The 24864-nt window shown below is 73.5% G+C and carries 22 protein-coding genes; 8 read left to right on the top strand and 14 right to left on the bottom strand.

Annotated features, from left to right (window positions below; translation table 11 throughout):
• Window positions 1-41: 41 nt before the first annotated feature.
• The 6 genes from BM028_RS13360 to BM028_RS13335 all read right to left on the bottom strand — a co-directional run bounded on the left by BM028_RS13360 (window position 42) and on the right by BM028_RS13335 (window position 8333).
• On the bottom strand, window positions 42-1370 hold the full coding sequence (locus BM028_RS13360) for an NAD(P)/FAD-dependent oxidoreductase (protein WP_071296325.1): 1329 nt from the start codon (window positions 1368-1370) through the stop codon (window positions 42-44).
• Window positions 1371-1402: 32 nt separating this feature from the next.
• A complete protein-coding gene (locus BM028_RS13355; RefSeq protein WP_070419019.1) occupies window positions 1403-1612 on the bottom strand; it encodes a hypothetical protein in 210 nt (69 codons plus the stop codon).
• A gap of 7 nt (window positions 1613-1619) precedes the next feature.
• Complete coding sequence (locus BM028_RS13350) at window positions 1620-3536, bottom strand: DEAD/DEAH box helicase (protein ID WP_374115176.1); 1917 nt, start codon at window positions 3534-3536, stop codon at window positions 1620-1622.
• Between the two features lie 17 nt (window positions 3537-3553).
• Window positions 3554-4804, bottom strand: a complete 1251-nt coding sequence (dinB, locus tag BM028_RS13345) for a DNA polymerase IV (RefSeq protein WP_071296323.1) — start codon at window positions 4802-4804, stop codon at window positions 3554-3556.
• Window positions 4801-7098 carry an FUSC family protein gene (locus tag BM028_RS13340; RefSeq protein WP_092387079.1) on the bottom strand — a complete coding sequence of 766 codons (2298 nt, stop codon included), beginning with the start codon at window positions 7096-7098 and terminating at the stop codon, window positions 4801-4803. The genes dinB and BM028_RS13340 overlap by 4 nt, the downstream gene beginning before the upstream one ends.
• A 77-nt stretch (window positions 7099-7175) precedes the next feature.
• Complete coding sequence (locus BM028_RS13335) at window positions 7176-8333, bottom strand: acyl-CoA dehydrogenase family protein (RefSeq protein ID WP_092387077.1); 1158 nt, start codon at window positions 8331-8333, stop codon at window positions 7176-7178.
• Between the two features lie 23 nt (window positions 8334-8356).
• Between BM028_RS13335 and BM028_RS13330 the strand changes: the two genes are divergently transcribed.
• Window positions 8357-9151: an SGNH/GDSL hydrolase family protein gene (locus BM028_RS13330; RefSeq protein WP_079238902.1), complete on the top strand. Its 795-nt coding sequence runs from the start codon at window positions 8357-8359 to the stop codon at window positions 9149-9151.
• 7 nt (window positions 9152-9158) lie between these two features.
• On the opposite strand, the gene BM028_RS13325 is transcribed toward BM028_RS13330, so the two are convergent.
• The gene (locus tag BM028_RS13325; protein WP_092387075.1) at window positions 9159-10526 is read right to left on the bottom strand and encodes a serine hydrolase domain-containing protein; all 1368 of its coding nucleotides are present in this window, start codon (window positions 10524-10526) and stop codon (window positions 9159-9161) included.
• A 170-nt stretch (window positions 10527-10696) separates the two neighbouring features.
• Here BM028_RS13325 and BM028_RS13320 point away from each other — a divergent pair, with 170 nt between their 5' ends.
• Window positions 10697-12019, top strand: coding sequence for a hypothetical protein (locus tag BM028_RS13320; protein ID WP_092387073.1), 1323 nt, complete (start codon window positions 10697-10699; stop codon window positions 12017-12019).
• A gap of 4 nt (window positions 12020-12023) precedes the next feature.
• Here the strand turns inward: BM028_RS13320 and BM028_RS18780 are convergent, their stop codons facing one another.
• The 4 genes from BM028_RS18780 to BM028_RS13300 form a co-directional block, all read right to left on the bottom strand.
• Window positions 12024-12389, bottom strand: a complete 366-nt coding sequence (locus tag BM028_RS18780; RefSeq protein WP_254789577.1) for a GNAT family N-acetyltransferase — start codon at window positions 12387-12389, stop codon at window positions 12024-12026.
• A gap of 249 nt (window positions 12390-12638) precedes the next feature.
• Entirely contained in the window at window positions 12639-13871 is a 1233-nt protein-coding gene (locus BM028_RS13310; RefSeq protein WP_092387071.1) for a D-alanyl-D-alanine carboxypeptidase family protein, read from the bottom strand.
• Between the two features lie 48 nt (window positions 13872-13919).
• Window positions 13920-14525, bottom strand: coding sequence for a DUF1097 domain-containing protein (locus BM028_RS13305; protein WP_092387070.1), 606 nt, complete (start codon window positions 14523-14525; stop codon window positions 13920-13922).
• Window positions 14518-15807 (bottom strand): amidohydrolase family protein, encoded by a 1290-nt coding sequence (locus BM028_RS13300; RefSeq protein ID WP_092387069.1) that lies wholly within the window; start codon window positions 15805-15807, stop codon window positions 14518-14520. The genes BM028_RS13305 and BM028_RS13300 overlap by 8 nt, the downstream gene beginning before the upstream one ends.
• A 148-nt stretch (window positions 15808-15955) precedes the next feature.
• On the opposite strand from BM028_RS13300, the gene BM028_RS13295 reads away from it, so the two are divergent.
• The 3 genes from BM028_RS13295 to BM028_RS13285 are packed head-to-tail and all read left to right on the top strand — an operon-like array spanning window position 15956 to window position 19292.
• Window positions 15956-16648 (top strand): FadR/GntR family transcriptional regulator, encoded by a 693-nt coding sequence (locus BM028_RS13295; protein ID WP_092387068.1) that lies wholly within the window; start codon window positions 15956-15958, stop codon window positions 16646-16648.
• Window positions 16645-17739, top strand: a complete 1095-nt coding sequence (locus BM028_RS13290; protein WP_092387067.1) for an acetamidase/formamidase family protein — start codon at window positions 16645-16647, stop codon at window positions 17737-17739. The genes BM028_RS13295 and BM028_RS13290 overlap by 4 nt, the downstream gene beginning before the upstream one ends.
• Window positions 17736-19292: an AtzH-like domain-containing protein gene (locus BM028_RS13285; protein ID WP_092387066.1), complete on the top strand. Its 1557-nt coding sequence runs from the start codon at window positions 17736-17738 to the stop codon at window positions 19290-19292. Before BM028_RS13290 ends, BM028_RS13285 begins: the two co-directional genes overlap by 4 nt.
• A gap of 41 nt (window positions 19293-19333) precedes the next feature.
• On the opposite strand, the gene BM028_RS13280 is transcribed toward BM028_RS13285, so the two are convergent.
• Complete coding sequence (locus BM028_RS13280; protein ID WP_070419033.1) at window positions 19334-20161, bottom strand: TrmH family RNA methyltransferase; 828 nt, start codon at window positions 20159-20161, stop codon at window positions 19334-19336.
• Between the two features lie 108 nt (window positions 20162-20269).
• On the opposite strand from BM028_RS13280, the gene BM028_RS13275 reads away from it, so the two are divergent.
• The 3 genes from BM028_RS13275 to BM028_RS13265 all read left to right on the top strand — a co-directional run bounded on the left by BM028_RS13275 (window position 20270) and on the right by BM028_RS13265 (window position 22641).
• A complete protein-coding gene (locus BM028_RS13275) occupies window positions 20270-21124 on the top strand; it encodes an NAD-dependent protein deacetylase (RefSeq protein WP_092387065.1) in 855 nt (284 codons plus the stop codon).
• Between the two features lie 55 nt (window positions 21125-21179).
• The gene (locus tag BM028_RS13270; protein ID WP_092387324.1) at window positions 21180-21818 is read left to right on the top strand and encodes a histidine phosphatase family protein; all 639 of its coding nucleotides are present in this window, start codon (window positions 21180-21182) and stop codon (window positions 21816-21818) included.
• Window positions 21819-21891: 73 nt separating this feature from the next.
• Window positions 21892-22641 (top strand): hypothetical protein, encoded by a 750-nt coding sequence (locus tag BM028_RS13265; RefSeq protein ID WP_092387064.1) that lies wholly within the window; start codon window positions 21892-21894, stop codon window positions 22639-22641.
• Window positions 22642-22692: 51 nt separating this feature from the next.
• On the opposite strand, the gene BM028_RS13260 is transcribed toward BM028_RS13265, so the two are convergent.
• Both BM028_RS13260 and BM028_RS13255 read right to left on the bottom strand, forming a co-directional pair.
• Window positions 22693-23775: a glycosyltransferase family 4 protein gene (locus tag BM028_RS13260; RefSeq protein WP_092387322.1), complete on the bottom strand. Its 1083-nt coding sequence runs from the start codon at window positions 23773-23775 to the stop codon at window positions 22693-22695.
• A gap of 5 nt (window positions 23776-23780) precedes the next feature.
• The gene (locus BM028_RS13255; RefSeq protein ID WP_092387063.1) at window positions 23781-24812 is read right to left on the bottom strand and encodes an alpha/beta fold hydrolase; all 1032 of its coding nucleotides are present in this window, start codon (window positions 24810-24812) and stop codon (window positions 23781-23783) included.
• Between the last annotated feature and the right edge of the window lie 52 nt (window positions 24813-24864).

Here is a 24864-nt window from a genome sequence, read left to right as displayed (position 1 = left end):
GCCAGCCGGCACCGCGCCTCCCGTCCGTCAGGAACGCGCGTCTAGGACTTCGACGCCTCGACGAACGTGCGGCGCGGGTCGGTCTCCTTGATGAGGGACGTCGCGTCGCGACCCGACACGGCCCCGGTGACCCACCCGATCACGATGCGCACCTTGCGGTTCAGCGTCGGCATCGCGTACACGTGGTAGGCGCGGTGCGCGAGCCACGCGAGGAGGTTCGTCATCTTGATGCCCTTGATGTTCGCCGCGCCCTTCGCGACACCGTACGACGCGACGGTGCCGATGGACGGGTGGCGGTACTCCTCGAGCGGCTTGCCCGTGATCGTCGCGACCACGTTGTCCGCGGCCACGACGGCCTGGCGGACGGCGTTCTGCGCGTTCGGCGGGTAGTACGCCGGCTGCTTCTCGGCCGTCAGGTCGGGCACCTGCGCGACGTCGCCGAGGCCCCAGACGCCGGGCACGACCTCGTGGGTGTCCTCGCTCTCGACCTGCAGCTTCGCGTTCGCGGCGAGGTGACCCTTCGGGCCGCGCGGCAGGTCGGACGCGTCGAGGAGCGGGTTCGGCTTCACGCCGGCCGTCCAGACGAGCAGGCCGGTGGCGAACTCGTCGCCGTCGGAGAGCTTCACGACGCCGCCCTCGCAGCTCGGCATGGTCGTCTTCAGGCGGACGTCGATGCCGCGGGCACGCAGCGACTCGAGGGTCCACTTGGACAGCTCCGGACCGACCTCGGGTGCGACGCGGTCGAGCGCGTCGATGAGGACCCAGCGGGGGTGCTCGCCGGCGAGCGACGGGTAGGTCTTGATGGCGGCCTGCGAGACGTCGAACAGTTCGCCGATCGCCTCGACGCCGGTGTACCCGCCGCCGACGAAGATGCTCGTGAGCAGCTTGCGGCGCTCGTCCTCGTCGCGGGTGGCAGCGGCCTTGGCGATGTTGTCGAGGAGCTTCGCGCGGACGTAGGCGGCCTCTTCGACGCTCTTGAAGCCGACGCCGTACTCCTCGAGCCCGGGCGTCGGGAACGTGCGCGTGACGGAGCCGAGCGCGACGACGAGCTGGTCGTAGCCGAGCGTGCGGTCGTCACCGCCGGCCGTGGCGATCGAGACGGTCTTGTCGGCCGAGGAGATCCCGGTGACCTTGCCCTGGATCACCCGGGTCTTGCGGAGCGCACGGCGCAGCTCGAAGGTCACGTCCTTCGGGGCGATGTGGCCACCGGCGACCTCGGGCAGGAACGGCAGGTACGTGTAGTACGTGTTCTGGTCCACCAGCGTGATGCGCATCGGCACGGTCGCTGCGTGCTTCTGGAGCTGCTTGACGGTGGTGTAGCCAGCGGAGCCGCCGCCGAGGACGAGGACGTGAGGGATGGAGTCTGCCATTCCCCCGGTCTACCCGACTTCGGCTTGCGATGTCATGAGGTCCGCGGCCTGTCGCGGAGCCGCCACCACGCGGTCTCGGCGAGTTCGACGCCCGTGTACACCCCGTGGGGCGTCCGGCGGGACTCGGTGAGCGAGAACCGACGGAGCCGGTAGCCCCCGCCGAATCGGTCGATGATCGCCTCGGGCGAGGACTCCGCGTCGCGCTTGACGTACCAGGTGCGGTCGTCGACGGCCTCGATCACGCGGTGCTCACCGGCGGCCGCCGATGCGGGAGCGCAGCACGTCGATGCGCTTCTGGATCTGCTCGATGCTCGCCTGCGCCACGGCCGGGCCACCGCTGATGCGGCGGAGTTCGGCGTGGATGGCCCCGTGCGGTTCGTTCGCGTGTCGGGACCAGATCGAGACGAGCCGGTGCAGCTCGGACCGCTGCTCCTTGATCGTCTGGTACATCGGGCGGTCCTCGGGCGCGGGGGCGGCTGCCTTGGGCATGCCGTCCTTCGGGGTACGGCCCTTCGCTCGCTTCGCCTGCGTCGCCTGGCGTGCTCGGAGCAGGTCGCGCACCTGGTCGGGTTCGAGCAGCCCCGGGATGCCGATGAAGTCGAGTTCCTCGAGCGAGCCCACCTCGCCGCCGCTGCCGAACTCGCCGCCGTCGTAGAGGACACGGTCGAAGGACGCCTGCGAGTCGAGCGCCTCGAACGGCTGGACCTCGAGCAGGCTCTCCGACGCGCGGTCCTCCTTGTTGGCCTCGGCGACCATCGCGTCCTCGGGGTTGTACATCCCGTCGTCGGCGTCCTTCGGGCGGTCGAGGGCGTGGTCGCGCTCGAGCTCGAGGGAGGCCGCCAGCGCCATCAGCCCGGGCACGCTCGGCAGGAACACGCTCGCCGTCTCACCGCGGCGACGGGCCCGGACGAAGCGGCCGATGACCTGGGCGAAGAAGAGCGGGGTGCTCGCGCTCGTGGCGTACACGCCGACGCACAGCCGCGGCACGTCCACGCCCTCGGACACCATGCGGACGGCGACCATCCATCGGGAGGTGTCCTCGGCGAAGGCGCTGATCCGGCTCGACCCCGCCGCTTCGTCGGAGAGGACGACCGTCGGCCGCTCCCCCGTGATCTGCTGCAGGATGCGGGCGTACGCGCGGGCCGTGGTGGTGTCCGTGGCGATGACGAGGCCGCCGGCGTCCGGCACACCACGGCGGACCTCGGTCAGGCGCTTGTCGGCGGCGGAGAGGACGGCCGGCATCCACTCGCCCTCGGGTGAGAGCGCCGTGCGCCAGGCCTGGGCGGTGATGTCCTTCGTGACCTGCTCGCCGAGCGACGCCGACATCTCGTCGCCCATGCGGGTCTTCCAGCGCATCTGCCCGGCGTACGCCATGAAGAGCACCGGGCGGACGACGCCGTCCTTGAGGGCGCGCCCGTAGCCGTAGTTGTAGTCGGAGATCGAGGTGCGGATGCCCTGCTCGTCGGGGGCGTACTGCACGAACGGGATCGGCGCGGTGTCCGAGCGGAACGGGGTGCCGGAGAGGGACAGGCGACGAGTGGCCTTCGAGAACGCCTCTCTGATGCCGTCGCCCCAGGTCAGGGCGTCGCCGCCGTGGTGGACCTCGTCGAGGATCACGAGCGTCTTGCCGCCGGCGGTGATCTTCTGGTGGACCTCGGGGTTCATGCCGACCTGGGCGTACGTGATCGCCACGCCCTGGTAGTGCCGGCCGAACATGCCGTCGCCGTTCTTGAACATCGGATCGATCCGGATGCCGACGCGGTCCGCCGAGTCCGCCCACTGCCGCTTGAGGTGCTCCGTCGGGGCCACGACGACGATGCGGTCGACGGTGCCGCGGGCGAGGAGCTCGGTGGCGAGCCGGAGCGCGAACGTGGTCTTGCCGGCGCCGGGCGTCGCGGCCGTGAGGAAGTCCCGCGGCTCGGTCTCGAAGTACTTCGTGAGCGCTTCGACCTGCCAGGCACGGAGCTTCGACGCGGTGCCCCACGCGGCACGGTCCGGGAAGGCCGGCGACAGGTTCTGCACGGCCGAGTTGCCCGCCGCCTCGGCAGCGGCGACGGCCTCGTCGTGGGCGACGACCGCGTGCTCAGGCGCTGCGGTGCCGTCGTCCCACAGGGCCGCGGGCTGGTCCCCCGCCCCTGGCTGATCGGTGTACTCGGCTGCGCTCACTGCACGAGATTCTACCGTCACCCTTCGTCCTGCCGAGCGTGCGGGACGTGCCCCTCGGGCGTGCCGCGCACCAGGGATGCCGGTCGGAGCACGCCCGCGCCGAAGCGTGCGGCGACCGCGTCGATCGTCGTCTCGGTCTCGCGCCACGGCGCGTCGTCGTCCCAGAGCGCGTTGCTCGCCGCCGCCGGCACGAGGTTCTCGCCACGGACCCCGATGAGCCGGATCCGGTTGCCCGGCCGGTGCAGCACGTCGTACAGCTCGACGGCTTCGCGGTGCAGGCGCTTGGCGACGTCGGTCGGTTCCGCGAGGGTGCGGGACCGGGTCAGCGTGGTGAAGTCGGTGTAGCGGACCTTGAGCGCCACCGTCCGTGCCTGGACGTCGGCCCGTCGGAGTCGCACGGCCACCTTGTCGGCGAGGCGCAGGAGTTCACGGGCGACGTCGTCGCGCTCGGTGAGGTCGTGGCCGAAGGTGACCTCGTGCCCGATCGACTTCTCGCCGACGCCGCTCTCGACCACGCGCGGATCGCGGCCCCACGCGAGGTCGTGCAGGCGCTGACCGCCGGCCGGACCGAGCGCGGAGACGAGCGAGCCCAGTGGCGTGGTCGCGAGGTCCCCCACGGTGCGGATGCCGCGTCGTTCGAGGGTCTCCTGCGTCTTGCCGCCGACCCCCCACAGCGCCGACACGGGCTGCGGGTGCAGGAACGCCACGGTGTCGGCAGCCGGCACGACGAGCAGCCCGTCCGGCTTCGACCGACTCGACGCGAGCTTCGCCACGAACTTGGTCGACGCGGCGCCGACGGAGCAGTGCAGCCCCGTCTCGGCGTACACCGCCGCACGGATCGCCCGACCGATCTCCCACGGGGTGCCGTACAGCCGGATCGCCCCGGCGACGTCGAGGAAGGCCTCGTCGATGCCGAGCTTCTCGACGCGGGGCGTGAAGCGGTCGAAGACGGCCATCACGGCGTCGGACTTCGCGCGGTACTTCTCGAAGTGCGGCTCGACGATGATCGCCGCGGGGCACCGGCGCTTGGCGACGGCCATCGGCATCGCGGAGTTGACGCCGTACTTGCGGGCCTCGTACGTGGCGGCCGTGACGACCGAACGGTCGGAGTCGTGCCCGACGATCACCGGCAGGCCGCGGAGGTCCGGCCGGTCGAGCAGCTCCACCGAGGCGAAGAAGGCGTCCATGTCGACGTGCAGCACGCTCGCCGTCACGTCGTCGACGGGCGCGTCGGACACCAGTCGGTTGCGTCCGTCCTGCTTGCTCACACGGCGATGATGCCAGGACCCACCGACATCGCCCCGACGACCGTCGCGCGGTGGCGGTCGGCGAGCAGCGCGAGCGCCTCGTCGATCCGGCCGAGCGCGTGCGCGGCCGTCGCGATCGCCCGCTCGTCCGGCCGTCCGGAGGCGGCGGCCACCGCCTCGTCGAGCTGGTCGCCGACCCGGACCCATACCGCCGTCGGCGTGGCGGACCGGGGCCCGGCCACGATGCCGTCGGCGAGCTGCGCGATCGAGGCGGCGAGGCGGTCGGCCGCACCGCGCAGGGCCGCTGGCGGGTCCTGCGGGGCCGAGCCGAGCCTCCCGGCCGCCTCGCGCGCGAAGGTCGCGGCCGCCTGCAGGGAGGTGCGCGTCCTGGCGTCTGCGCGCGCCGGCCCGCCGGTCGGGAAGCGGACCATCGGACGCAGGACGGCGTCCAGTTGGTAGGTGGCGGCGTCGACCGCGCGCGACCGGGCGCGCAGCTGACGGGAGGCGCGGTCCGCCTCCGTCGTGTCGGCCGCGTCCGCCTCGTCGTCGTCCTCGACCCCCACCAGCGCGAGCACGAACGCGCGGACCGCGACCAGCTGCCGCCGCACCGCGCGCCGGATGACGGCACGGGTGGCGATCGGGAAGACGACCGCGCTGACGAGCACCGCGACCGCGGCACCGAGCAGGTTCTCGGCGAGCCGCATCGGGATGAGGGCGTCCGTGAAGGTGCCGGAGAACGCGTACGCCTGGCAGAGGACGACCACGAGGCACGCGGCCCAGACCGAGTACACGCCGCCGAAGCCGTACGTGCCGACGGCGAGCAGGACGCACACGAACACGATCGTCACCCACGGGTGCGTCGTGCCGAGCAGGTGCACGAGGACGATCCCGACCGCTCCCCCGACGACCGTCCCGACGCCGCGGTGGAGGCCCTTCCGGATCCGCTCGTGCGTGGTGTTCGTGCCGGCGAGGACGATCATCACGCCGATGACGCCCCAGTAGAAACGGCTCCCGTCGAGCAGGAGGGCGAGGGGTTCGACGATCGCGACGGCGATGGCGGCGTGGACGGCGGTCCGGAGCGACGCGGTGAGGTGCCAGCGGCGCCACGGCCCCTCGGCGACGGCGTCCGCGACGACCGGCACGGCTCCGGCCGGGCGCCCGCCGGCGAGGATCACCGGCGTGGCGAAGGGCACGCCGGCACCGCGGCGGGGCAGCTCGTCACGGAGCTCGCGCCACCGGAGTCCGGCGGACCGCAGGTCGGCGAACTCGGCGGCCATGCGGCGGACGATCGCGGTCGTCCGGGATCCGTCGTCGGCCGCCGAAGCCGTGATCCCGTAGCGTGCGAGGAGGGTGTGCGCTGCCTCCTGGCCGTGGCTGCCGCCGTGCCGGAGGACGAGCGTGACGGCCCGGAGCGCGGCGTGCCGGACGTCCGACGGCGCGCCCTGCTCGACCAGTGCCCCGGCCGCGCGGCCGAGCTCGTCGATCGCGAAGTGCGTGTCGAACACCAGGCGGTGCAGTTCCTCGGCGGTGGTGTCGGCGTCGACCCCGCTCGCGGCGAGCATGCCGTCGACCGTCAGGGCGATCTCGTGGTACCGGTCACGAGCGCGTCCGAGCCGGCGGAGGGCTCGGCGGCGGGCGCGCTGGTCGTCCGCGGCAGCGCCGACGGCTCCGGCGGCCAGGACCGCGGCGGCGGCCTCGAGCACGTCGGACCCCCGGGCGACGAACCCGCGACGGGTCCGGAGCAGCGCCCGGTGCGGGTCCGGCCGGAACAGCAGGCGGACGACGATCGTCACGGCGAGGGAGCCCGCGACGACGAGCCCGAGCGGGACGACGCTCGTCTCCGGCAGGGGCAGCAGGAGTCCGCAGAGGTACCCGGCGAACCCGACGATCGCCGCGTCCGCCGCCCACACGCCCCACGAGGCCGCCGCGAACTGCACGAACAGCAGCACCACGATGAGGACGAGTTCGAGGAGCCGGAGCGGCTGCAAGGCGATGCTCCCGGCGAGTGCGACGACGAACGGCACGAGGACCGCCCCGGTGCGCGCGGCGGTCCGGCCCGTGCTCGGGTCGACGATGACCAGGCAGGTGATGAAGGCCGGCATCGCGCCGATCATCACGCCGAGGATCGCCGGCAAGCCGAACGCCGTGGCGATCGCGTACCCGACGGCCATGCCGGCCGGGACGGCGACGAGCGTGCGGAGGGCACCGTCGGTCTTCACGAGCCCGGGGTCGAGTGCGAGGGCACGGTCCGTCAGTCGCTGGGTGCGGGTCCGTCGCCGCGGGGCGGTCCGGTTCGTGGTCTCGGTCCTCGGCACGCTCCGGCCGCCTCCTGTTCGCTGGGGAGGCCAATGGTACCGCAAGCGAACTAGTTTGGGGGCGCGCGGCGGCGACGCTACGGTGCGAGCGGCCCCAGCACCGACGCCGCGATCGTCCGCGCCGCCGAGTCCCGCGACGACGGGTGGTACTGGCCCGCCCGGACGTCCCGGGCCAGGCGCGCGAGCTCGCCACCGGCCCGGTAGGCGCCACCGCCCACGACCCGCATCGCCTCGTCCACGACGTGCTGCGCCGCGTCGACCGCCCGGGCCTTCGTCCCGACGAGCAACGGGAACCACCGCGGCCCGAGGTCGTCGAGCTCGTCGACCGACCGGGCGAGCGAGGCCACCTGCAGCTCGATCGCGTCGACCGTCCCGCGCATGTCCGCGATCGCCCGGCGCACGTCCGGGTCCGCGGACCGCGGTGTCCCGTCGAGTGCCGTGCGCGACCGCACCGCCGACACCGCGAGTGCCACCGCACGGGCGGCGATCCCGACGTACACCGACGCCACGAGCAGCTCGAACGCCGCGAAGACGCCGAACACGAGCGGGTCCTGGTTCGGCCCGACCGGCAGGATCCGCACGATCCGGTCGGCCGGCACGTGCACGCCGTGCAGCTTCGTCGTGCGACTCTGCGTCGCCCGCATCCCGAGGGTGTCCCAGTCGTCGAGGTGCTCGACGTCGCCGTCGGACCGCAGCACGAAACCGTGCACGAGCCGCGGCTCCGGCCCGGACCCGTCCTTGCCGAACACGCTCAGCACGTCCCACGCCGGGGCCAGCGAGGTGAAGACCTTCGTCCCCGTGAAGCGGTAGCCGCCGTCGCCGTCCGGCTCCGCCGTCGTCAGCGAGTCGAAGAGGACGGCGTCGTTGCCCGGCTCGCTCACACCGAACGCGAGCAGGTGGTCGTCCGCCGCGTGGTCGGTGACGGCCTGGAGGAACGACCCACCCCGCGCAGTGACGGCGCGCGCCGCCTGCACCCAGACCTGGTGCATCCCGAGTCCCAGCGCCGTCGCCGGTGCGGCTTCCGCGAGCCGCCGCTGCACCGCGGTCGTCGCGGCGAGCCCGAGCCCGGCACCGCCGCGTTCGACGGGCACCCCGAGCCGCAGGTAGCCGGCCGCCCGGAGTTCGTCGAGGTCCTCGGTGCAGAACGCGTTCGCGGCGTCGTAGCCGGGGGCGCGGGCGGCGATGCGCTCCAGCAGCTCGTCGCCCAGCACCGCCGCGGGGTTGGCCTTCGTCATGCCACGAGACTATGGTCCGAGGAGTGTCAGATCGTCATCCGTGGTCCAGGTACGTCGCGATCGGTGACTCGTTCACCGAGGGGATCGGCGACCCCGACCCCACCGTCCCCGGCGGGAACCGTGGCTGGGCGGACCGGGTGGCCGAGGTCCTGGCGAACCAGACCGACGACTTCGCCTACGCCAACCTGGCGATCCGCGGGCGACTCCTGCAGCAGATCATCGACGAGCAGGTCGAACCGGCACTCGCCCTCCGTCCCGACCTCGTCACGGTGTCGGCCGGTGGCAACGACATCATCCGGCCGGGCTCCGACCCCGACGAGCTCGCCGAGCGAGTGGACGCGATGGTGTCCCGGCTGCGGAGCGACGGCGCCACCGTGGTGCTCTTCACCGGTCCGGACGTCGGCATGACCCCGGTGCTCGGGATGGTCCGCGGCAAGACGGCGATCTACAACGAGAACCTGCACGCCATCGCGCTGAAGCACGGCGCCCTCGTCGCGAACATGTGGGCACTCCGGGTCCTCCGCGACCCGAGGATGTGGGCTCCGGACCGGCTGCACCACTCCCCGATGGGCCACGCGACCGTCGCCGCCGCGGTGCTGGACGCGCTCGGCGTCGAGCACGGGCTCGAACCGTTCAACCCCGAGCCGCTCGAGGCCCGTCCGTGGCGGGAGGCCCGCGCCGAGGACCTCGGCTGGGCGCGCGAGTACCTCGTGCCGTGGGTGGTCCGGCGGATCAAGCACACGTCCTCGGGCGACGGCGTGACCCCGAAGCGACCCGAGCTGCAGGACGTCGTCGAGCACAAGTCCGACACCCCGTAGCGCTCGATCAGTCGGCGGGGCGGCGCAGGGTCAGCGGACCGTCGTGCAGCGGCTCGGTCGCCCACGACGCGGTGGCGGTCCCGGCCGCGAGGTCGATGCGCACATGCGCGAGGTGCGGCGTCTCCACGAACCGGACGTCGACGAGCACGGTGCCGTCCGGTGCGAGCGCACCGCTCGCGGCGAGGGGACCGTCGACCGCCCACTCCCCCTCGCCGACCGGCACCGAGAGGGTCCCGCCGTCGACCTCGAGGGCCGCCCGCCACCGGTCGCCGTCGCGCGTGAAGCCGATCCGGTCGATGCCGTCACCGCGGAACGGACCGGCGCCGAGGTCGGGGAGGCGACCGCCCTGCACCGGGGGCAGTCCCAGGGAGGCGAGCCGCGCCTCCAGGTCCGCATCCGCGGCCGCGTCGAGGTCCGTAGCGTCGACGGCGGGCAGGAGGTGCTGCCAGGCCGCGTCGAGGACGGCCTGCATGTCGAGGCTCTGGCCGGTGAGTGCGAGGACGACGTGCTGCTCCGGCAGCACGACGCAGAACTGGCCGTAGGCGCCGTCGCCGCGGAAGCCGTGGCGGGCCATCCAGAACTGGAAGCCGTAGCCCTGCGACCAGTCCGGGTTCTCCTCGTCGAGGTTGTCGATCTGCTTGCTCGTGGCGGCGGCGACCCAGTCCTCGTCGAGGATCCGCTCGCCCTCCCACACGCCGCGCTGGAGGTACAGCTGGCCGAGCGCGGCGATCGCCGAGGTCGGGGCGTAGCACCCGCTGAAGCCCAGCTCGGCGCCGGCCTCGTCCCGGCGCCACGCCAGGTCGTCGATGCCGAGCGGGTCGAGCAGCCGCGGACGCAGGTAGTCGACCAGCGACCCACCGCTGACGCGGCGGACGATGGCGGCGAGGGTGTAGGTGCACGGCTGGTTGTAGGTGAAGAGCGTGCCGGGTTCCTCTTCCGGCGGCAGGAGCAGGAAGCCGCGCACGACGTTCATGCGGTCGAGTTCCCGGGCGCGGTCGATGGTGTCCTCGCGGTGGCCGCTCGCCATCGCGAGCAGGTGCCGGACGCGGATGCGGCGGCTGCGTTCGTCGGTGATCTCGGCGTCGAGCTCCGGGAAGTACGAGAGCGCGGTGGCGTCGAGGTCGATGAGTCCCTCGCGGACGGCGATCCCGACGGCGGCGGCGGTGAAGCTCTTGCTGAGGGAGTAGAGCAGGTGGACGCGGTCCTCGGCGTAGGGCTGCCACCAGCCCTGGGCCGCCATCTGACCGTGGCGGAGCAGGACGATGCTGTGGGGTTCGACGTCGGGCGTCGACTCGAGGGCGTCGAGGAACCGGGCGAGGCCACGGGCGTCGATGCCGAGGGCGGACGGGGTGGACCGGGGGAACGTCGTCGTCACCCGTCCGACACTACGTCGCCGGGAGTCGGCGCGCGCAGCGGTTCGGTCCGTGTCCTCGTCGGTCTGTCTGAGAGTCACGGCATCTGCGTCACGGGTGCCGTCCACCGGCGCACGCCAGGATCGATCGGCAGCTGCACAGCACGGACGGCACGACGGCACGAGGGGGTCCGATGACGACGGCGGACCACCCACGGAGACGACCGACCACGGCGGTCTGGGCGCTCCTCGTCGCCGTCGCCACCGGCCTGCTCGCGTGGGTCCGCATCGGGAGCCCGGCCCGCGGCGTCGCCTGGGCGGAGGACTCCGGGCGCTTCCTCACCGATCGGCTCACCCTCGGCCCGGTGCGTTCGGTGTGGCACCCGTACGACGGCTACCTGCACGTCCTGCCCCGGCTGGTGGTCGACGCCGCCGTCGCGCTCGGGCGGATCGACCTGTACGCGCTGTCCGTCTCGGCGATGTCGTGCGCGGTCCTCGGCGCGGTGTGCGGCACCGTCTTCGTCCTGGCGCGCGGCGTGGTGCGGGCCTGGCCGCTCCGTGTGCTCCTCGCGGCCGTCCCCGCCCTCGTCCCGCTGGCGCCCGTCGAGATCGCCGGGACCGCGGCGAACCTGCACTGGTACCTGCTGTTCGCGGCGCCGTGGCTGCTCGCCCACCGTCCGCGGAGCTGGTGGTCGTCCGCGTGGACCGCCGTCGCGGTGGCGGTCGTGACCACGAGCGAGATCCAGGCCGCCGTGTTCCTGCCGCTCCTGCTGCTGGGCCGTCGGCAGCGTCGGGTCATCCCCGTCGCAGCGGTCGCCCTGCTCGGTGTCGCGGCACAGGTCACGGCAGCGCTGACGCACCCCCGTTCCGCCACGCACCGGGGTGGCATCACCTCGTTCCGGGACATGACCGCCGGGTTCGTCGCCCAGGTCGTCGGCGGCAGCGGGAACGCCGACGCGCGTGCGGTCGGGGCGTCCGTCTCCGCCCACGGCTGGTGGGTCGTCACCGTGCCGGCCGTGCTCCTCGTGGTGGCGGTCGTGGCCGCCCTCGTCCTGGCGGACTGGCGGACCCGGTGGATGCTCCTCGCCGTGAGCGTCGGCGCCGGCGCCGTCTGGTACGCGGCGCTCATCGTGAACCGGACGCCCGGCACGACGTGGTCCTCCTTCACCCCGGCGGCGTGGGCGGGCACGGCTCCCCTGCGGTACGCGGCCGCGTCGTCGATGTTCCTGACCGCGGCGGTGGTCCTCGTCGCCGACGTGTTCCTCGCCCGCGCACGGTGGTCGTGGCGGGCAGCGGGCGGGGTGCTCGTCGCCGCCTCGCTCGTCGCGTTCGTGGCCGGGGCCGGGGCGGTGCCGCTCCGGGAGCCCGGGCCGCAGTGGTCCGCCGAGATCGAGCACCGAGCCTCGTACTGCGCGGCGCACCCGGGCGACACCGTCCGGGTCGGCGCGATGCCCAGGATCGCGGGGTGGGACGCGACCGTCCCGTGCGCGATGGTCGAGCGCGCCGTCGGCCGGTGAGGGCTCAGGCGCCCCGGCGCGCGTCGGCCGGGTCGCGAGGCGGCGGGCTGGCCGGGTCGCGGGGCAGTGGCACGGTGTCGAGGGTCGGGTCGGTCGCCAGGCGGGCGTGGGTCTCGACGTCGAAGCGGTCGTCGCCGTAGCGGAGCTTCTCGCGTTCCACTCCCTCGGCGCGGAACCCCGCCCGGGTCGCGACCGCGCACGACGCCGGGTTGTTCGTGCGGTGCCCGAGTTCGAGGCGGTGCAGGCCGAGGGCGAAGGCGTCCTCGGCGGCGGCAGCGAGTGCGCGGGTCGCCAGGCCCCGGCCGCGGGCCTCCGGTGTGAGCCAGTACGAGACCCAGGCGGTGCCGTGGGTGTGCTCGATGGCCGTCACCCCGACGCAGCCGACGACGCGGGCCCCGGCGCCCCCCCGACCCGTCCGCGACGTCCGCGACGTCCGCGACGATCGCCCAGTACCGCGCGTGCCCGTCGAACCGGTACGTCGCCCCGATGAACGCCTCCGCCGCCGCGACGTCGTCGAACCGCACACCGCCGAACTGGCGCGCGAGCTCCGGGTCCGCCGACGCCGCCAGCAGCACCGGCGCGTCGGACGACCGCCACGGCCGCACGGAGACCGGCACCGTCACGCGCCCTGGAACGGGTTCGTCCACCGCCACCAGACGCCCGGGTCGTCGATCGGCCGCTCGAGCACGAGCGGCACCGTCACCGGGTCGTGGTCCGTGATGGTGAACCGCACCGTGCCGACGCGCTCCCCCTTCGTGCCGAGGGTGATCCGTTCGAGCTTCGTCCTCGCGGACACCTTCGTCCTGCCCCACACGAGCACCTCGGCCGCGGACCGCGACACCGCGTCCGCCTCGTCCTGCCACGGCGTCGAGAACGTGCCGAAGGTCTGCCCGGCGTGGGCGAGCGTGACGACCTGGAAGTTGTCGGCGACCGACCGGAGCAGCCGCTGGACGTCGACGTCGAGCGAGTCGTGGTCGACGCCACCGAGCATCGCGCCGACGACCGTGACTTCCTTGCCGCCGCGCTCGTACGTCGCCGCGAAGAGCAGGCAGGCGCCGGCCTCGTCGAGCGTGCCGGTCTTGATGCCCTCGACACCGTCGAGCCCGAGGAGCTTGTTCGAGTTCTCGATCGCGCCGGCGCCGGGCACCGTGACCTGCTTCGTGCCGACGACCTCCTTCACCACCGGGTTCGCGAGGGCGAGCTGCCCGAGTTCGACGAGGTCGGTGGCCGTCGAGGTGTTGTGCGCGTCGAGGCCGGTCGGCTCCTCGATCGTGGTGTGGTCGAGTCCGTGCTCGTCGAGCCACTCGTCCGCCGCCTGGCGGTAGGCGTCCATCGAGCCGAAGGCCCAGAGCGCCAGCGACCCGGCGTAGTTGTTCGCCGACTTCATGAGCATGACCTGGAGCGTCTGGTACTCCGACAGCTGGAGGCCGGCGGGCATCGGCGCGACCTCGCCGTTCACCGCGAGGTACTTCGCGTAGAGCGCCTGCATCCCGGGGCTGAAGGTGATCGTCGGCCCGGGCTCCCCCGGCTGCAGCGGCTTCTCGTCGAGCACGACGAGCGCCGTCACGACCTTCGAGATGCTCGCGATCGACCGGGGCTTCGTGTCCCCGCTCGTGCGCAGGCTCTCGGGGAAGTCGGTGGCCTCGACCGCGGTGGCGCCGTAGCCGGGGAACGTCAGGTCCGGCACCGACGACGTGGGCGCGGAGTACGTCGTGGTCGAGGCGCTCGCCGGGGCGAACGGCACGACCGCTGCGGCCACGAGGTAGCCGACCGCCAGCACGAGCACGGCGACGACCGAGATGGTCACCGGCCTCCGGACGGCGGAACGGGGGCGGCGGACGACTCGTGACACGGGAACCGAGCGTACCGGGGGCGGGTACCCCGTGGCTGCGAGGACGCGCTAGGCGCGCGTCGGTGCGGGGTCGGACTGGAGGCGCGGCTCGCCCCCGACGGCAGCCGTCGCGTCCGACGGGACGCCGGCCCCACGGCCGTCGGGTCCCGTCGGGCGCGCGAAGGTCCACCTCCGCGACAGGTACGCGAAGACGGGGCCGGCGGCGTTCATCACCACGACGGACACCCACGCTGCCCACACGTTGCCCGGTGCGAAGCCGAAGCCGCCGAAGTACGTCGCGAAGAAGGACGCGAACCCGAGGAACATCCCGGGGACCAGCGCGAACGCACGGACCCGGCCGGTGCACATCAGCGCGGTGTTGCACACGAGGATCACGACGCCGAGCACCACGTTCCGGGCGAACTGCCCGTCGCCGAGGAGCGTGCCGATCCGCTGGTCGACGAGCACGATGACGAGGGCGAACGTCGACCCCACCGGCATCGTCGCCCAGAGCCGGGTGGCGTTCCGGAGCGTGGGCTTCGGCCCGAGCAGGAACATCCCCGCCCAGCTGATGAAGATCGCCCAGGTGGGCAGGTTCAGCGCCGTGCCCCCGATGAACGCGGTGGCGCCGGCCAGGACGGAGGCGACGATCTCGTGCGGGATCCGTTCACGCATTGCTGAGCTCCTTCGATCGGGTGGTGCCGGTGGTGAGGACGGTGGTGCGGGTGGTCTCGGCGACGACGCGGCCGCGCTTCACGACGAGGGCGCGGTCCGGGCGGTCGAGCAGCACGCCCGCCGGGTCGGTGGTCGAGAGCAGCACGAGGTCGGCGTCGGCGCCGGGACGGATGCCGTAGGTCTCGGCGATCCCGACGACCCGTGCGGCCGAGGTCGTCGCCATGTCGAGGACGCGGGCGAGGTCCTCCGGCCCGGACAGGTGCCCGACCTGCGCGAGCAGCAGCCCGATGTCGAGCAGGTCGGCGTTGCCGAACGGGGTGAAGGCGTTCCGCACGTTGTTCGACGAGTACGCGCTCGTGACGCCCGCGGCCCAGAGGTCGCGGACCGGGACGACACCGCGGCGGACGTCGTGGTCGTCGGCGCGACCGCCGAGGTGCAGGTCGGTCGCCGGCAGCGGGACGACCGCGACCCCCGCCTCGGCGAGCCGCGCGAACAGGTCGGCCCGCTCGGTCCAGGGCAGGCTCGCGGACGAGGTCATGTGCCCGAGCGCGACCCGGCCCTGCATCCCGCGGCGGACGACGGCGTCGGCGATGACCCGCGCGAGGGCGAACCGCGGGTCGCTCGTGTCGTCGGCGAAGTCGGCGTGCAGGTCCGCCGGCACGTCGAACTCCTCGGCGAGGTCGAGGACGGTCTCGACGTGCTCGTGACACTCGGCGAGGGTCCGCTCGTTGTACGTGCAGCCGCCGATCACGTCCGCGCCCGCTCCGAGCGCCTCGCGCAGGAGTGCGAGTGTCCCCGGCGCCTTCGCGATGCCCTCCTGCGGGAACGCGACGATCTGCAGGTCGAGGGCGTCGCGGTACTCGTCGCGGAGCCCCAGCAGGACCTCGACGCCGGTCAACCCGACGATCGGGTCGACGTCGGGGTGTGCGCGGACCAGCGTCGTGCCGTTCGTGATCGCCTGGTCGAGCAGGGTGCGCGCGCGGTCCCGGACCGAGCCGTGCGTGAACCCGCGCTTGAGCTCCCCGGTGACGGCGATCGCCCCGGCGAGCGTCCCGTCCGGGTTCGGACGTTCCCGGTCGAGCAGGGCCTTGTCGACGTGCAGGTGCGACTCGACGAACCCGGGCACGACCACGCGGCCGGCGCAGTCGACGACCCGGGTGGCCGGGTTGCCGGGGACGGTGCCGACGGCTGCGGCGACCGCGGTGATCGTGCCGTGTTCGACGACGACGTCGACGAGGCCGGGCTCGTCGACCAGGCGGGCGTTGCGGAGGACCAGGTCCACGACGGACCCCTCTTCTTCATCGGTGGTCGGTTGACGCCACCCACCATTCGCCCGTCGTGTTTCCGGCTCCGTCGCAGCGTGTGACGGACGTGTAAAAGTTGGTCGTACCAATGAGCCAAGCAGACCAATGGACCCTAGGCTCCTGCCCATGCAACGAGGACGCACCCTGAGCGCCGCCACCGCAGCGCACCTCGCGCGCCTGGTGCTCGAGGACCTCGCTCCGGGTGACAAGCTGCCCCCGGAACGGACCCTGGCCGAGGACCTCGCCGTGTCGCGCACGACCGTCCGCGAGGCCATGCAGGAACTCGAACGCCGACGCCTCGTGTCCCGGACGCCCGGTCGCGGGACGGTGGTGCTCCCCCGGTCCGAGGAGGCCACCGCGCTCCTCGAACGCCAGACCGGTGTCGGGCACGCCGAGGACCTCGCGCACCGGGCCGAGAACGTCGCCGAGTTCCGGACCGTCGTCGAGCCCCAGGTCGCCGCGCTCGCCGCAGCCCGTGCCGGCGAGGCCGACCTGCTCGCGCTCGAACGGATCCTGCAGGCCACGCACGCCGGCCTCAGCCCCGAGGAGTCCCTCGCGCAGGACGTCGCGTTCCACGTGCAGGTCGCCCGGGCCTCCGGCAACCCACTCCTGGTCTCCCTGTGCGAGCTCAGCAGCGGCTGGGTGCAGGACGTCCGCGCCCGTTCCCACAGCACGAGCGAGGGCCGCCGGTCGTCGTTCGTCTGGCACGAGCGGATCCTCGACTGCATCCGCCGACACGACGAGGGGGCCGCCCGCACGGCGATGACCGACCACCTCGCCGACGTCGCCCACCTCGTCGAACGGAAGGCCGACCGATGACGACCCCCACGATCCCGACCCTCCAGCCCGGAACGGGACCGGTCCGCGCCGACCGCTACCTGCCGGTCGACCCGGACACCGTCCTCTGGGGACGGCTGCCGAACGCCGACGACCGCCCGGCGATCACCGTCGTGCCGGGCGAGTCGGTGACGATCGACACCGTCAGCCACGAGGGGATCCTCCCCGACCAGGGCAGCGACCCACGTGCCTTCTTCGCCACGCACGGCGTCGCACCGGAGCACGTGCTCGACGACGCCGTCGCGATCGCCCGGACCGGACGCCGCGACCCCGACGCAGACGGACCGCACGTCGTGTCCGGGCCCGTCGGCGTCGCGGGCGCACGACCGGGGGACGTCCTCACCATGACCGTCGTCGAGACGCTCCCCCGCGTGCACTACGGCGTCGTGTCGAACCGCCACGGCCGGGGCGCGCTGCACGGCGAGTACCCCGTCGACGGCACGACCGTGAGCGTCTTCGCCGACGTCGTCGACTCCCCCGCCGGACTCCGCGGCCGCATCCCCCTGACACCCGCGCGCGAACGGTTCGCCCGGTTCCCGCTCGCCCCGTTCCTCGGGATCATGGGCGTCGCGACCCCCGGGGAGCGCCGGCACTCGGTCCCGCCGGGCCGCCACGGCGGGAACATCGACGTGAACCTCCTGCAGGCGGGCACGCAGCTGCACCTGCCCGTCCTCGTACCCGGTGCGCTCGCGTACGTCGGCGACCCGCACTTCGCGCAGGGCGACGGCGAGGTGGCGCTCACCGCGATGGAGGCCTCGCTCCGCGCGACGGTCCGGTTCGACCTGACACCGGCCGACGAGGCCGCGAGCCGGTTCGGCGACCTCGTGTGGCCGGTCGCCGAGACCCAGGAGTACCTCGTCCCCACCGGGATGGACCCCGACCTCGACGAGGCCGTCCGGGAGTGCGTCCGGCACGCCGTCGCGATCCTCGGTGCGCGCTGGGGCATGGAGCCGCACCTGGCGTACGCCTACCTCTCCGCCGCGACGGACTTCGACATCTCGCAGGTGGTCGACCTCGTCACCGGTGTCCACGCCCGCATCCGCAAGGCCGACTTCGAGGAGCCCGCCCGATGACCACGCACCCCGACGCCCCCGAGGGTCTCCTCGAGGCACTCGACGCGTACGAGGCCGCCCTGCTGACGAACGACCTCGACGCCCTCGACGACGCGTTCGTCGACGCACCCGGCACGATGCGCGGCGACGACCGCGGGCTGCTCGTCGGCCACGACGCGATCAGCGCCTTCCGCGGAGCACGCGGCGGGGTCGCGACCCGGACGCTGACGCGGGTCGAGGTCCGGCCCCTCGCCGAGGACCTCGCCCTCGTCGTGTCGGTGTCCCGGTTCGCCGCCGGCGGCCACGGCCTCCAGACCCAGCTGTGGCGCCGCACGACCGCACACGACGACACCGGCCCCGGCGCGCGCTGGCGCATCGAGGCAGCACACGTGACCGGCCGCCCCCGCGCCTTCGACCCGACCGTCTGGCGGGCCGTCGGCGACCCGCTCGTCGCACCCAGCGCCTCCGGGCCGCTCGACGGGCGCACCGTCGCGGTCAAGGACCTCTACGCCGTGCCCGGCCAACCCGTCGGTGCCGGCAACCCCACCTTCCTGCGCGAGGCGCCCGTCGAGACGGTCGCGGCACCGGCGGTCGCGGCGCTCCTCGCCGCCGGTGCCGCGATCCGCGGGATCGCACGCACCGACGAGTTCGCGTACAACCTCACGGGACGGAACGAGCACCACGGCACACCGCCGAACGCCGCGGACCCGACGCGGCTGCCAGGAGGCTCGTCCAGCGGCTCCGCGTCGGCCGTCGGTCTCGGGACGGCCGACATCGGGATCGGCACGGACACCGCCGGGTCCGTCCGGGTCCCCGCCTCGTACCAGGGGCTCTGGGGCCTCCGGACGACCCACGGCACGGTCCCCCGCGAGGGTCTGCTCCCCCTCGCACCGTCCTTCGACACCGTGGGGTGGCTCACCCGCGACGCCGAGACGCTCCTCGCCGCGCTCGACGCCACCGTGCCCGACCCCGGGACGGCCCCGGCACCGACACCCCTCGTCGTCCCGGAGGAACTGCTCGCCCTGGTCGACCCCGACACCGCCGCGGCGTTCTCCGCGTTCACCCGGTCCCTCGACGACGAACCCGACCGGGTCCGGCTCGCGGACCTCGGCGTCCCCGCCCCCGACGAGCTCCGCGAGCTGCTCCGCCTGGTGCAGGCCGCCGAGGCCGTCGCCGCCCACGGAGCCTGGATCGCCGGACACCCCGGCGCGCTGAGCACCGTCGTCGGGGACCGGTTCGCAGCAGCCGCGGCGAACGACCCCGCCGCCACCGCCGACGCGGTCCAGCGCCTCGATGTCGTCCGGCACACCATCCGCCGGGCGCTGGTCGGCCGGACCCTCGTGTTCCCGACCGTGCCGGGCCCCGCGCCGCTCGTGTCCGCCGACGCCGCCGCACTCGAGCGCACCAGGACCGCGACGACGGGGTTGACGAGCCTCGCGAGCGTGGGCGGCCTCCCCGCGGTGAGTGCCCCCGCCCTCACCGTCGACGACGCCCCGGTCGGCGTGTGCCTGGTCGGCGCGGTCGGCACCGACCGGGACCTGGTGCGCCGCGCACGGGACCTGACGACCCGCTGAGGCGCGCCGGACGACGGAGGCGACCCGCGCCTCCCGGCCCCTCAGGCCCGCGCGGAAGCGAGCCGCTGCGCGTGCGTGACCGCCCAGAGCCCGACGGCGCTCGCCGCGGCGACGTTCAACGAGTCGACGCCGTGCGCCATCGGGATCCGCACGGTGGTGTCGGCGGACGCGATCGCCGCCGGCGTGAGGCCCTGCCCCTCGGTACCCATCACGAGCGCCACGCGGTCCGGGACGTCCGCGACGAACGCGTCGAGGTCCACCGAGCGGTCCGTCAGGGCCATCGCGGCGAGGTGGAAGCCCTGCGCCCGGAGCTCCTCGCCGGCGGCCGGCCAGTCGCCGATGCGGGTCCACGGCACCTGCAGCACCGTGCCCATGCTGACGCGGACGCTGCGCCGGTAGAGCGGGTCGGCGCAGCGGGGGCTGACCAGCACGGCGTCGGCCCCGAGGCCGGCGACGCTCCGGAACACGGCGCCGACGTTGGTGTGGTCGACGATGTCCTCGAGCACCACCACGACCCTGGCGTCGCGCACCACGTCCGCGACGCTCGGCAGCTCTGGGCGGTGCATCGCGGCGATGGCGCCGCGGTGCATCCGGAAGCCGGTGAGGTCCTCGAGCAGGTCGTCGGGTCCGACGAACACGGGGCCGTCGTGGTCCGCGACGACCGGGAGCACACTGTCGAGCCACTTCTCCTGGACCAGCACGCTCCGCGGGACGTGCCCGGCGCGGACCGCCCGCTCGATGACCGTGTTCGACTCGGCGATGTACAGGCCGCCCTCCGGCTCGGACACGCGCCGCAGGGCGACGTCGGTGAGCCTGGCGAAGTCGTCGAGGCGGGGGTCGTCGAGGGAGTCGATGCGGACGGCGTGCACGGGGCTCGTTTCGGGGTCGGTGTGGGGGCCTGTGGCGGCGGGGCACGGCCTGGCGTCGTCCACGGGAAGTGACCGGGGCGGTCGGCTGTTGAGGGTACCGTGAACACGATGGCGACGAGCGAACCGACCAGCCCCGCGAGCGCGACCGCGTCCGGGCACGCCCTCGACCGCGCCGTCGAGGTCCTCGCCGGCAAGCGCATCGCCGTGCTCTCCGGCGCCGGGCTGAGCACGGACTCCGGCATCCCCGACTACCGGGGCGCCGGCCGCGTCGTCCGGAAGCCGATGACCTTCCAGGAGTTCCGCGCCGACCCCGCCAAGCGGCAGCGCTACTGGGCCGGCTCGCACCTCGGCTGGCGCACCTTCGCCTCGGCCCGTCCGAACGCCGGGCACCAGGCCCTCGCGGCACTCGAACGCGACGGCATCGTCACGGGGGTCGTCACGCAGAACGTCGACGGACTGCACCTCCGCTCCGGATCACGTCGGGTCGTCGAGATCCACGGGTCGATGGACCGTGCCGTCTGCCTCACCTGCGGGCAGGTGTTCTCACGCGCCGACCTCGCGACCGTGCTCGACCGGGACAACCCGTGGATCGACGAGCCCGGGTCGGTGCAGCTCCAGCCCGACGGCGACGTCGAGATCACCGACGTCGAGCGCTTCCGGGTGCCGGACTGCTCGGTGTGCGGCGGGGTGCTGAAGCCCGACGTGGTGTTCTTCGGCGAGTTCGTCCCGGCCGAGAAGTTCCGCGAGGCGGTCTCCATCGTCGCCGAGGCCGACGCGCTCCTCGTCGTCGGCTCGTCCCTCACCGTGAACTCCGGCGTCCGGCTCGTCGACCACGCCGCACGACGCAAGCACCCCGTGGTCATCGTGAACCGCGGCACGACCCGCAGCGACCCGCGGGCAGCGGTCAAGATCGACGCCGGCACGACCGAGACGCTCGAAGCCCTCGCGGCACGTCTGGGATGAGGTGCCGCGCCGCGTCCGGGACGAGGTGCCGCGCCGCGTCTGGGATGATCGTGCGGTGACGACGCTCCTGTACCTGGTCCGGCACGGCGAGACCGACTGGAACGCCGAACGGCGCATCCAGGGCTCGACGGACATCCCCCTGAACGACACCGGACGCCGACAGGCCCGCTCCACCGCGACCCTGCTCGACCGCCGGCGGTTCGACGCCGTCGTCGCGTCGCCGCTGTCCCGGGCGTTCGAGACCGGCTCGATCATCGCGGACCACCTCGGTCTCGCAGCGCCCGCCACGTACACAGGGCTGGCGGAACGCTCCTACGGCGAGGCCGAGGGCCTGACCGACGACGAGGTCCGCGAGCGCTACCCGCACGACGACATCCCCGGCCGCGAGTCCCGCAGCGCGTTGCTCGACCGCGTCACCGAGACACTCGCCGAGATCGCGGTCCGGTACGACGCCGGCAGCGTCGTCGTCGCGACCCACGGCGCCGTGATCCGCAGCATCGTCAACGCCGCCGCCCCCGGCACCGCCGACCGGCACAGCACCCCGATCCGGAACGGGTCCGTGCACTCGTTCCGGTGGGACCCCGAGCGCTTCCACGCCGAGCTCGTGCGGTTCGACGACCCGATCGACGGGGTCTCGGACGGGCCCGGCCGGTACGCCTTCGAGTACCAGAACCCGCTCGAGCGCCGCGGGTAGCCGCCGCGCGCTGTCGGTGGTGTCGTACTAGGCTCCGATGCACTCGCAGACCCGAGCGTGTGAGGGGGCTGACATGACCGTCGACGGACCCGGTGGTGGGGGCGCTCGGCCCGGCTGGCCGCAGTCGCCCGATCCGGACGACCTCGATCGTGCCTTCGGCCCGGGCACGGCATCCGTGCCGGTGCGGACCCCGCGGCAGCGTGTCCGACGCAGCGCCCTGGTCGGTGTGGGCGTGATCATCGCTGCCGGTGTGCTCGCCGTCGTGCTCGTCACCATCATCGGCAGCGTGCAGAACGGCGTCGGCGGAGTGTTCCCCCGCCCCGATGCCGCGCTCGACCGGTTCGGCAGCGCCGCGCGGGACCTCGACGGCGTCGAGGGCGTGCGCGACTCGGAACCGAAGAAGACGTCGTTCGCGAGCTACGACGTCGAGTCCACCGTCACGGTGTCGCCGACGCTCTCCGACGAGGAGCGGACCGCGGTCGTCGACGACCTGCGCGCCGCAGCGAAGGCGGCGAGCGGCAACGGCGTCCGGGTGTTCGCCGTGGCGGACCTCGGTGCGCTCGAGATCGGGGTCTCTCCGGACGAGCGGACCACGGAACAGCGTCTGACGCTCGCCCGGCAGCTCGACGCGATCGGCGGTGTCTCGGGCGTGCGGTGCTCCTGGAGCGACGGCGGCCCGTCGGACGAACCGGCCGACCAGGCGATCACGGTCGAGACGATCGGGCGCGGGGCTGCGCTCGATGCCGTGGTGGCGAAGGCGACGCAGGAGGCGCAGGCGGTGTTCCCGGGGGCCACGGTGTCGGCGGAGCGGCCGTCGTCCTGAGGCGGGTCGGTGTGCGCGACCGGTAGCCGACGCCTGCTGGCTCGGGCCGGCCTACTGCCCGGGGGTGGCCCCGCGGGCCGCGACCGCCTGCTCCACTGCGCGGACGACCTGTTCCGCCGAGGTCTCCCACCGGAACCGCCCGGCCTGCACGAGCGATGCCCGCGAGGCCTCGTCCCACCGTGCCTCGAGTCGGCGCACCGCAGCCGCGACGGCCGACGGCGACGACGGGTCGAAGTACTCCGCGACGTCCCCGCCGATCTCGCGGAAGATCGGGATGTCACTGACGACCACCGGCGTGCCGACGCCCATCGCCTCGACGAGCGGGATGCCGAAGCCCTCGTCGTACGACGCCGTCGCGAGGGCCGTCGCCGATCGCAGCACCGACAGGTACTCGTCGTCGGAGGCACCGTCGTGGAACACGATCGACCCCGCCGGCGCGAGCCGTTCGAGCCGCGCACGGTCGGCGGCGGACACCCGGGACATGCAGTGCAGCACCCAGTCCGCGCCGAGCAGCGGCATCGCGGCGGCCAGGGTCTCGACGTTCTTGTACGGCATGAACGAGCCCATGTACACGAGGGACTTCTCGCGCGGACCGCCCTCGGGCCGAGGAGTCGAGGGATCGGCGGCGTTGTACGCGACGGTGACGGGGCGCTTCGTCAGCCGGTGCTCGGCGATGAGGCCGGCGGTCGTCTCGGACACCGTCACGACCCCGTCGGCGCCGTTCAGGAGCAGGCGCTGCGGCACCCAGCTGAGGTGGAAGGCACGCCAGCCGAGGCGGAGGGGCCACGAGAACTCCCGCGGGGGCGTCCGGTTCCGGTAGTAGATCAGGTCGTGGAGGGTCAGCACGAGGGCGTACTGCCGACCGCGGGACCCCATGGTCTGCATGGGCGAGAAGACGGCGTCGAGCCCGAGGCGGTTGACCTTCCGCGCGACGAGGGGCTCCCCCGGCTCGGTCGGCGCGGGCAGGAGTTCCCACGGCAGGTCGGACGGCAGTGATTCGAGCTGCCGCTCGTCGTGCACGAGCAGGGTGTAGTCGTGTCGCTCGGGCAGGTGGGCGACGACGCCGGCCGTGAACCGGCTGATGCCGTCGTGGCGGCCGATGCGCACGTAGCGGCAGTCGATCCCGATGCGCAGGCGGGTCACGACGCGGCACCGCCGGCCGGCGGGGTCGGCGGCGCCTTCGGCTTCGGTGTCGCCGGCGGGTTCGGTGTCTCCTTCGGGTTCGGTGTCTCCTTCGGGGCACGCCTGGACCCCGGCTGCGCTCCCTTGCGGCCGCGCTTCGGGGCGTCCGCCATCCGTCGCAGCACCGCGGACGCAGCGGCGCCGGGCGTCTCGTAGTGCACGAGGTGTCCGACGTGCGGCACGACGACGAGCTCGGCGTCCGCGAGGCGTGCGGCCAGGGCACGCTGCTCGGGCACCGCCGTGATGTCGTCGCGCTCGGCCGCGATCATGAGCACCGGCACGGTGATGCGATCGGCGTACTCGGCGACGTCGTGCGTGACCGAGGTGCGGAACGCCTCGAGCACGCTCGTGCGGTTCGCGAACGCCGAGAAGTACCGGTCGTGCTGGTCGTGCACCCAGCGCCGGAGGTCACGGTCGTGCGACTTGAGCATCGCCAGGCTCATCACGCGCACGATCGCCGGGTTGCGGAGCAGTCCGAGCCCGAGCGGCTTCGGCAGCACAGCGCCGGCACGGTAGTACCCGATCGCGATCGCCGTGCCGACCGCACGCGGACCCTGCAGCGCCGGGGCGGCGATCGGGTTCACGAGCACGAGCAACCGCGTCGCGAGGCCGGCCGCGACCGTGGCGGCCACGACGATCGACCCGAACGAGTGCCCGAGCACCACGGTGTCTCCACCGAGGCCGAGCGCCGCGTGGAAGCCGCGCAGCCACGCGACGTAGGAGTCGATGTCGGACACGGGCAGCGGATCGGAGATGCCGAAGCCGGGCAGGTCCGGCACGATCACCCGGACCCCGTCGAGGTGCGCGGCGATCGTCTCGAGGCCGTGGTGGTCGCCACGGAACCCGTGCACGGCGAGGACCGTCTGGGTGGCGTCGGACGGGCCGTACTCCCAGAAGTGGGTGGTGCGGCCGTCGACCTGCACGGAGCGGTGGACGACCGGGGTGGCGGCCATCAGCGACTGGTACGGGGAGAGCACGGGCGGTTGCATCCCCGTCAGTCTACGAACGCGCGCCGGTGCGCCGACGTCACCCACGCGGGAT

The sequence above is a fragment of the Curtobacterium sp. YR515 genome, assembly GCF_900113095.1.
GTDB lineage: Bacteria > Actinomycetota > Actinomycetes > Actinomycetales > Microbacteriaceae > Curtobacterium.
This window is presented reverse-complemented; position numbering and strand designations above follow the sequence as displayed.

Excerpts from the sequence above, each read along its gene's own strand:
- BM028_RS13360 (WP_071296325.1), bottom strand. The coding sequence starts at position 1,370 with ATGGCAGACTCCATCCCTCACGTCCTCGTCCTCGGCGGCGGCTCCGCT.
- BM028_RS13335 (WP_092387077.1), bottom strand. The coding sequence starts at position 8,333 with ATGACGAAGGCCAACCCCGCGGCGGTGCTGGGCGACGAGCTGCTGGAG.
- BM028_RS13320 (WP_092387073.1), top strand. The coding sequence starts at position 10,697 with ATGACGACGGCGGACCACCCACGGAGACGACCGACCACGGCGGTCTGG.
- BM028_RS13305 (WP_092387070.1), bottom strand. The coding sequence starts at position 14,525 with ATGCGTGAACGGATCCCGCACGAGATCGTCGCCTCCGTCCTGGCCGGC.
- BM028_RS13295 (WP_092387068.1), top strand. The coding sequence starts at position 15,956 with ATGCAACGAGGACGCACCCTGAGCGCCGCCACCGCAGCGCACCTCGCG.
- BM028_RS13290 (WP_092387067.1), top strand. The coding sequence starts at position 16,645 with ATGACGACCCCCACGATCCCGACCCTCCAGCCCGGAACGGGACCGGTC.
- BM028_RS13285 (WP_092387066.1), top strand. The coding sequence starts at position 17,736 with ATGACCACGCACCCCGACGCCCCCGAGGGTCTCCTCGAGGCACTCGAC.
- BM028_RS13275 (WP_092387065.1), top strand. The coding sequence starts at position 20,270 with ATGGCGACGAGCGAACCGACCAGCCCCGCGAGCGCGACCGCGTCCGGG.
- BM028_RS13265 (WP_092387064.1), top strand. The coding sequence starts at position 21,892 with ATGACCGTCGACGGACCCGGTGGTGGGGGCGCTCGGCCCGGCTGGCCG.
- BM028_RS13255 (WP_092387063.1), bottom strand. The coding sequence starts at position 24,812 with ATGCAACCGCCCGTGCTCTCCCCGTACCAGTCGCTGATGGCCGCCACC.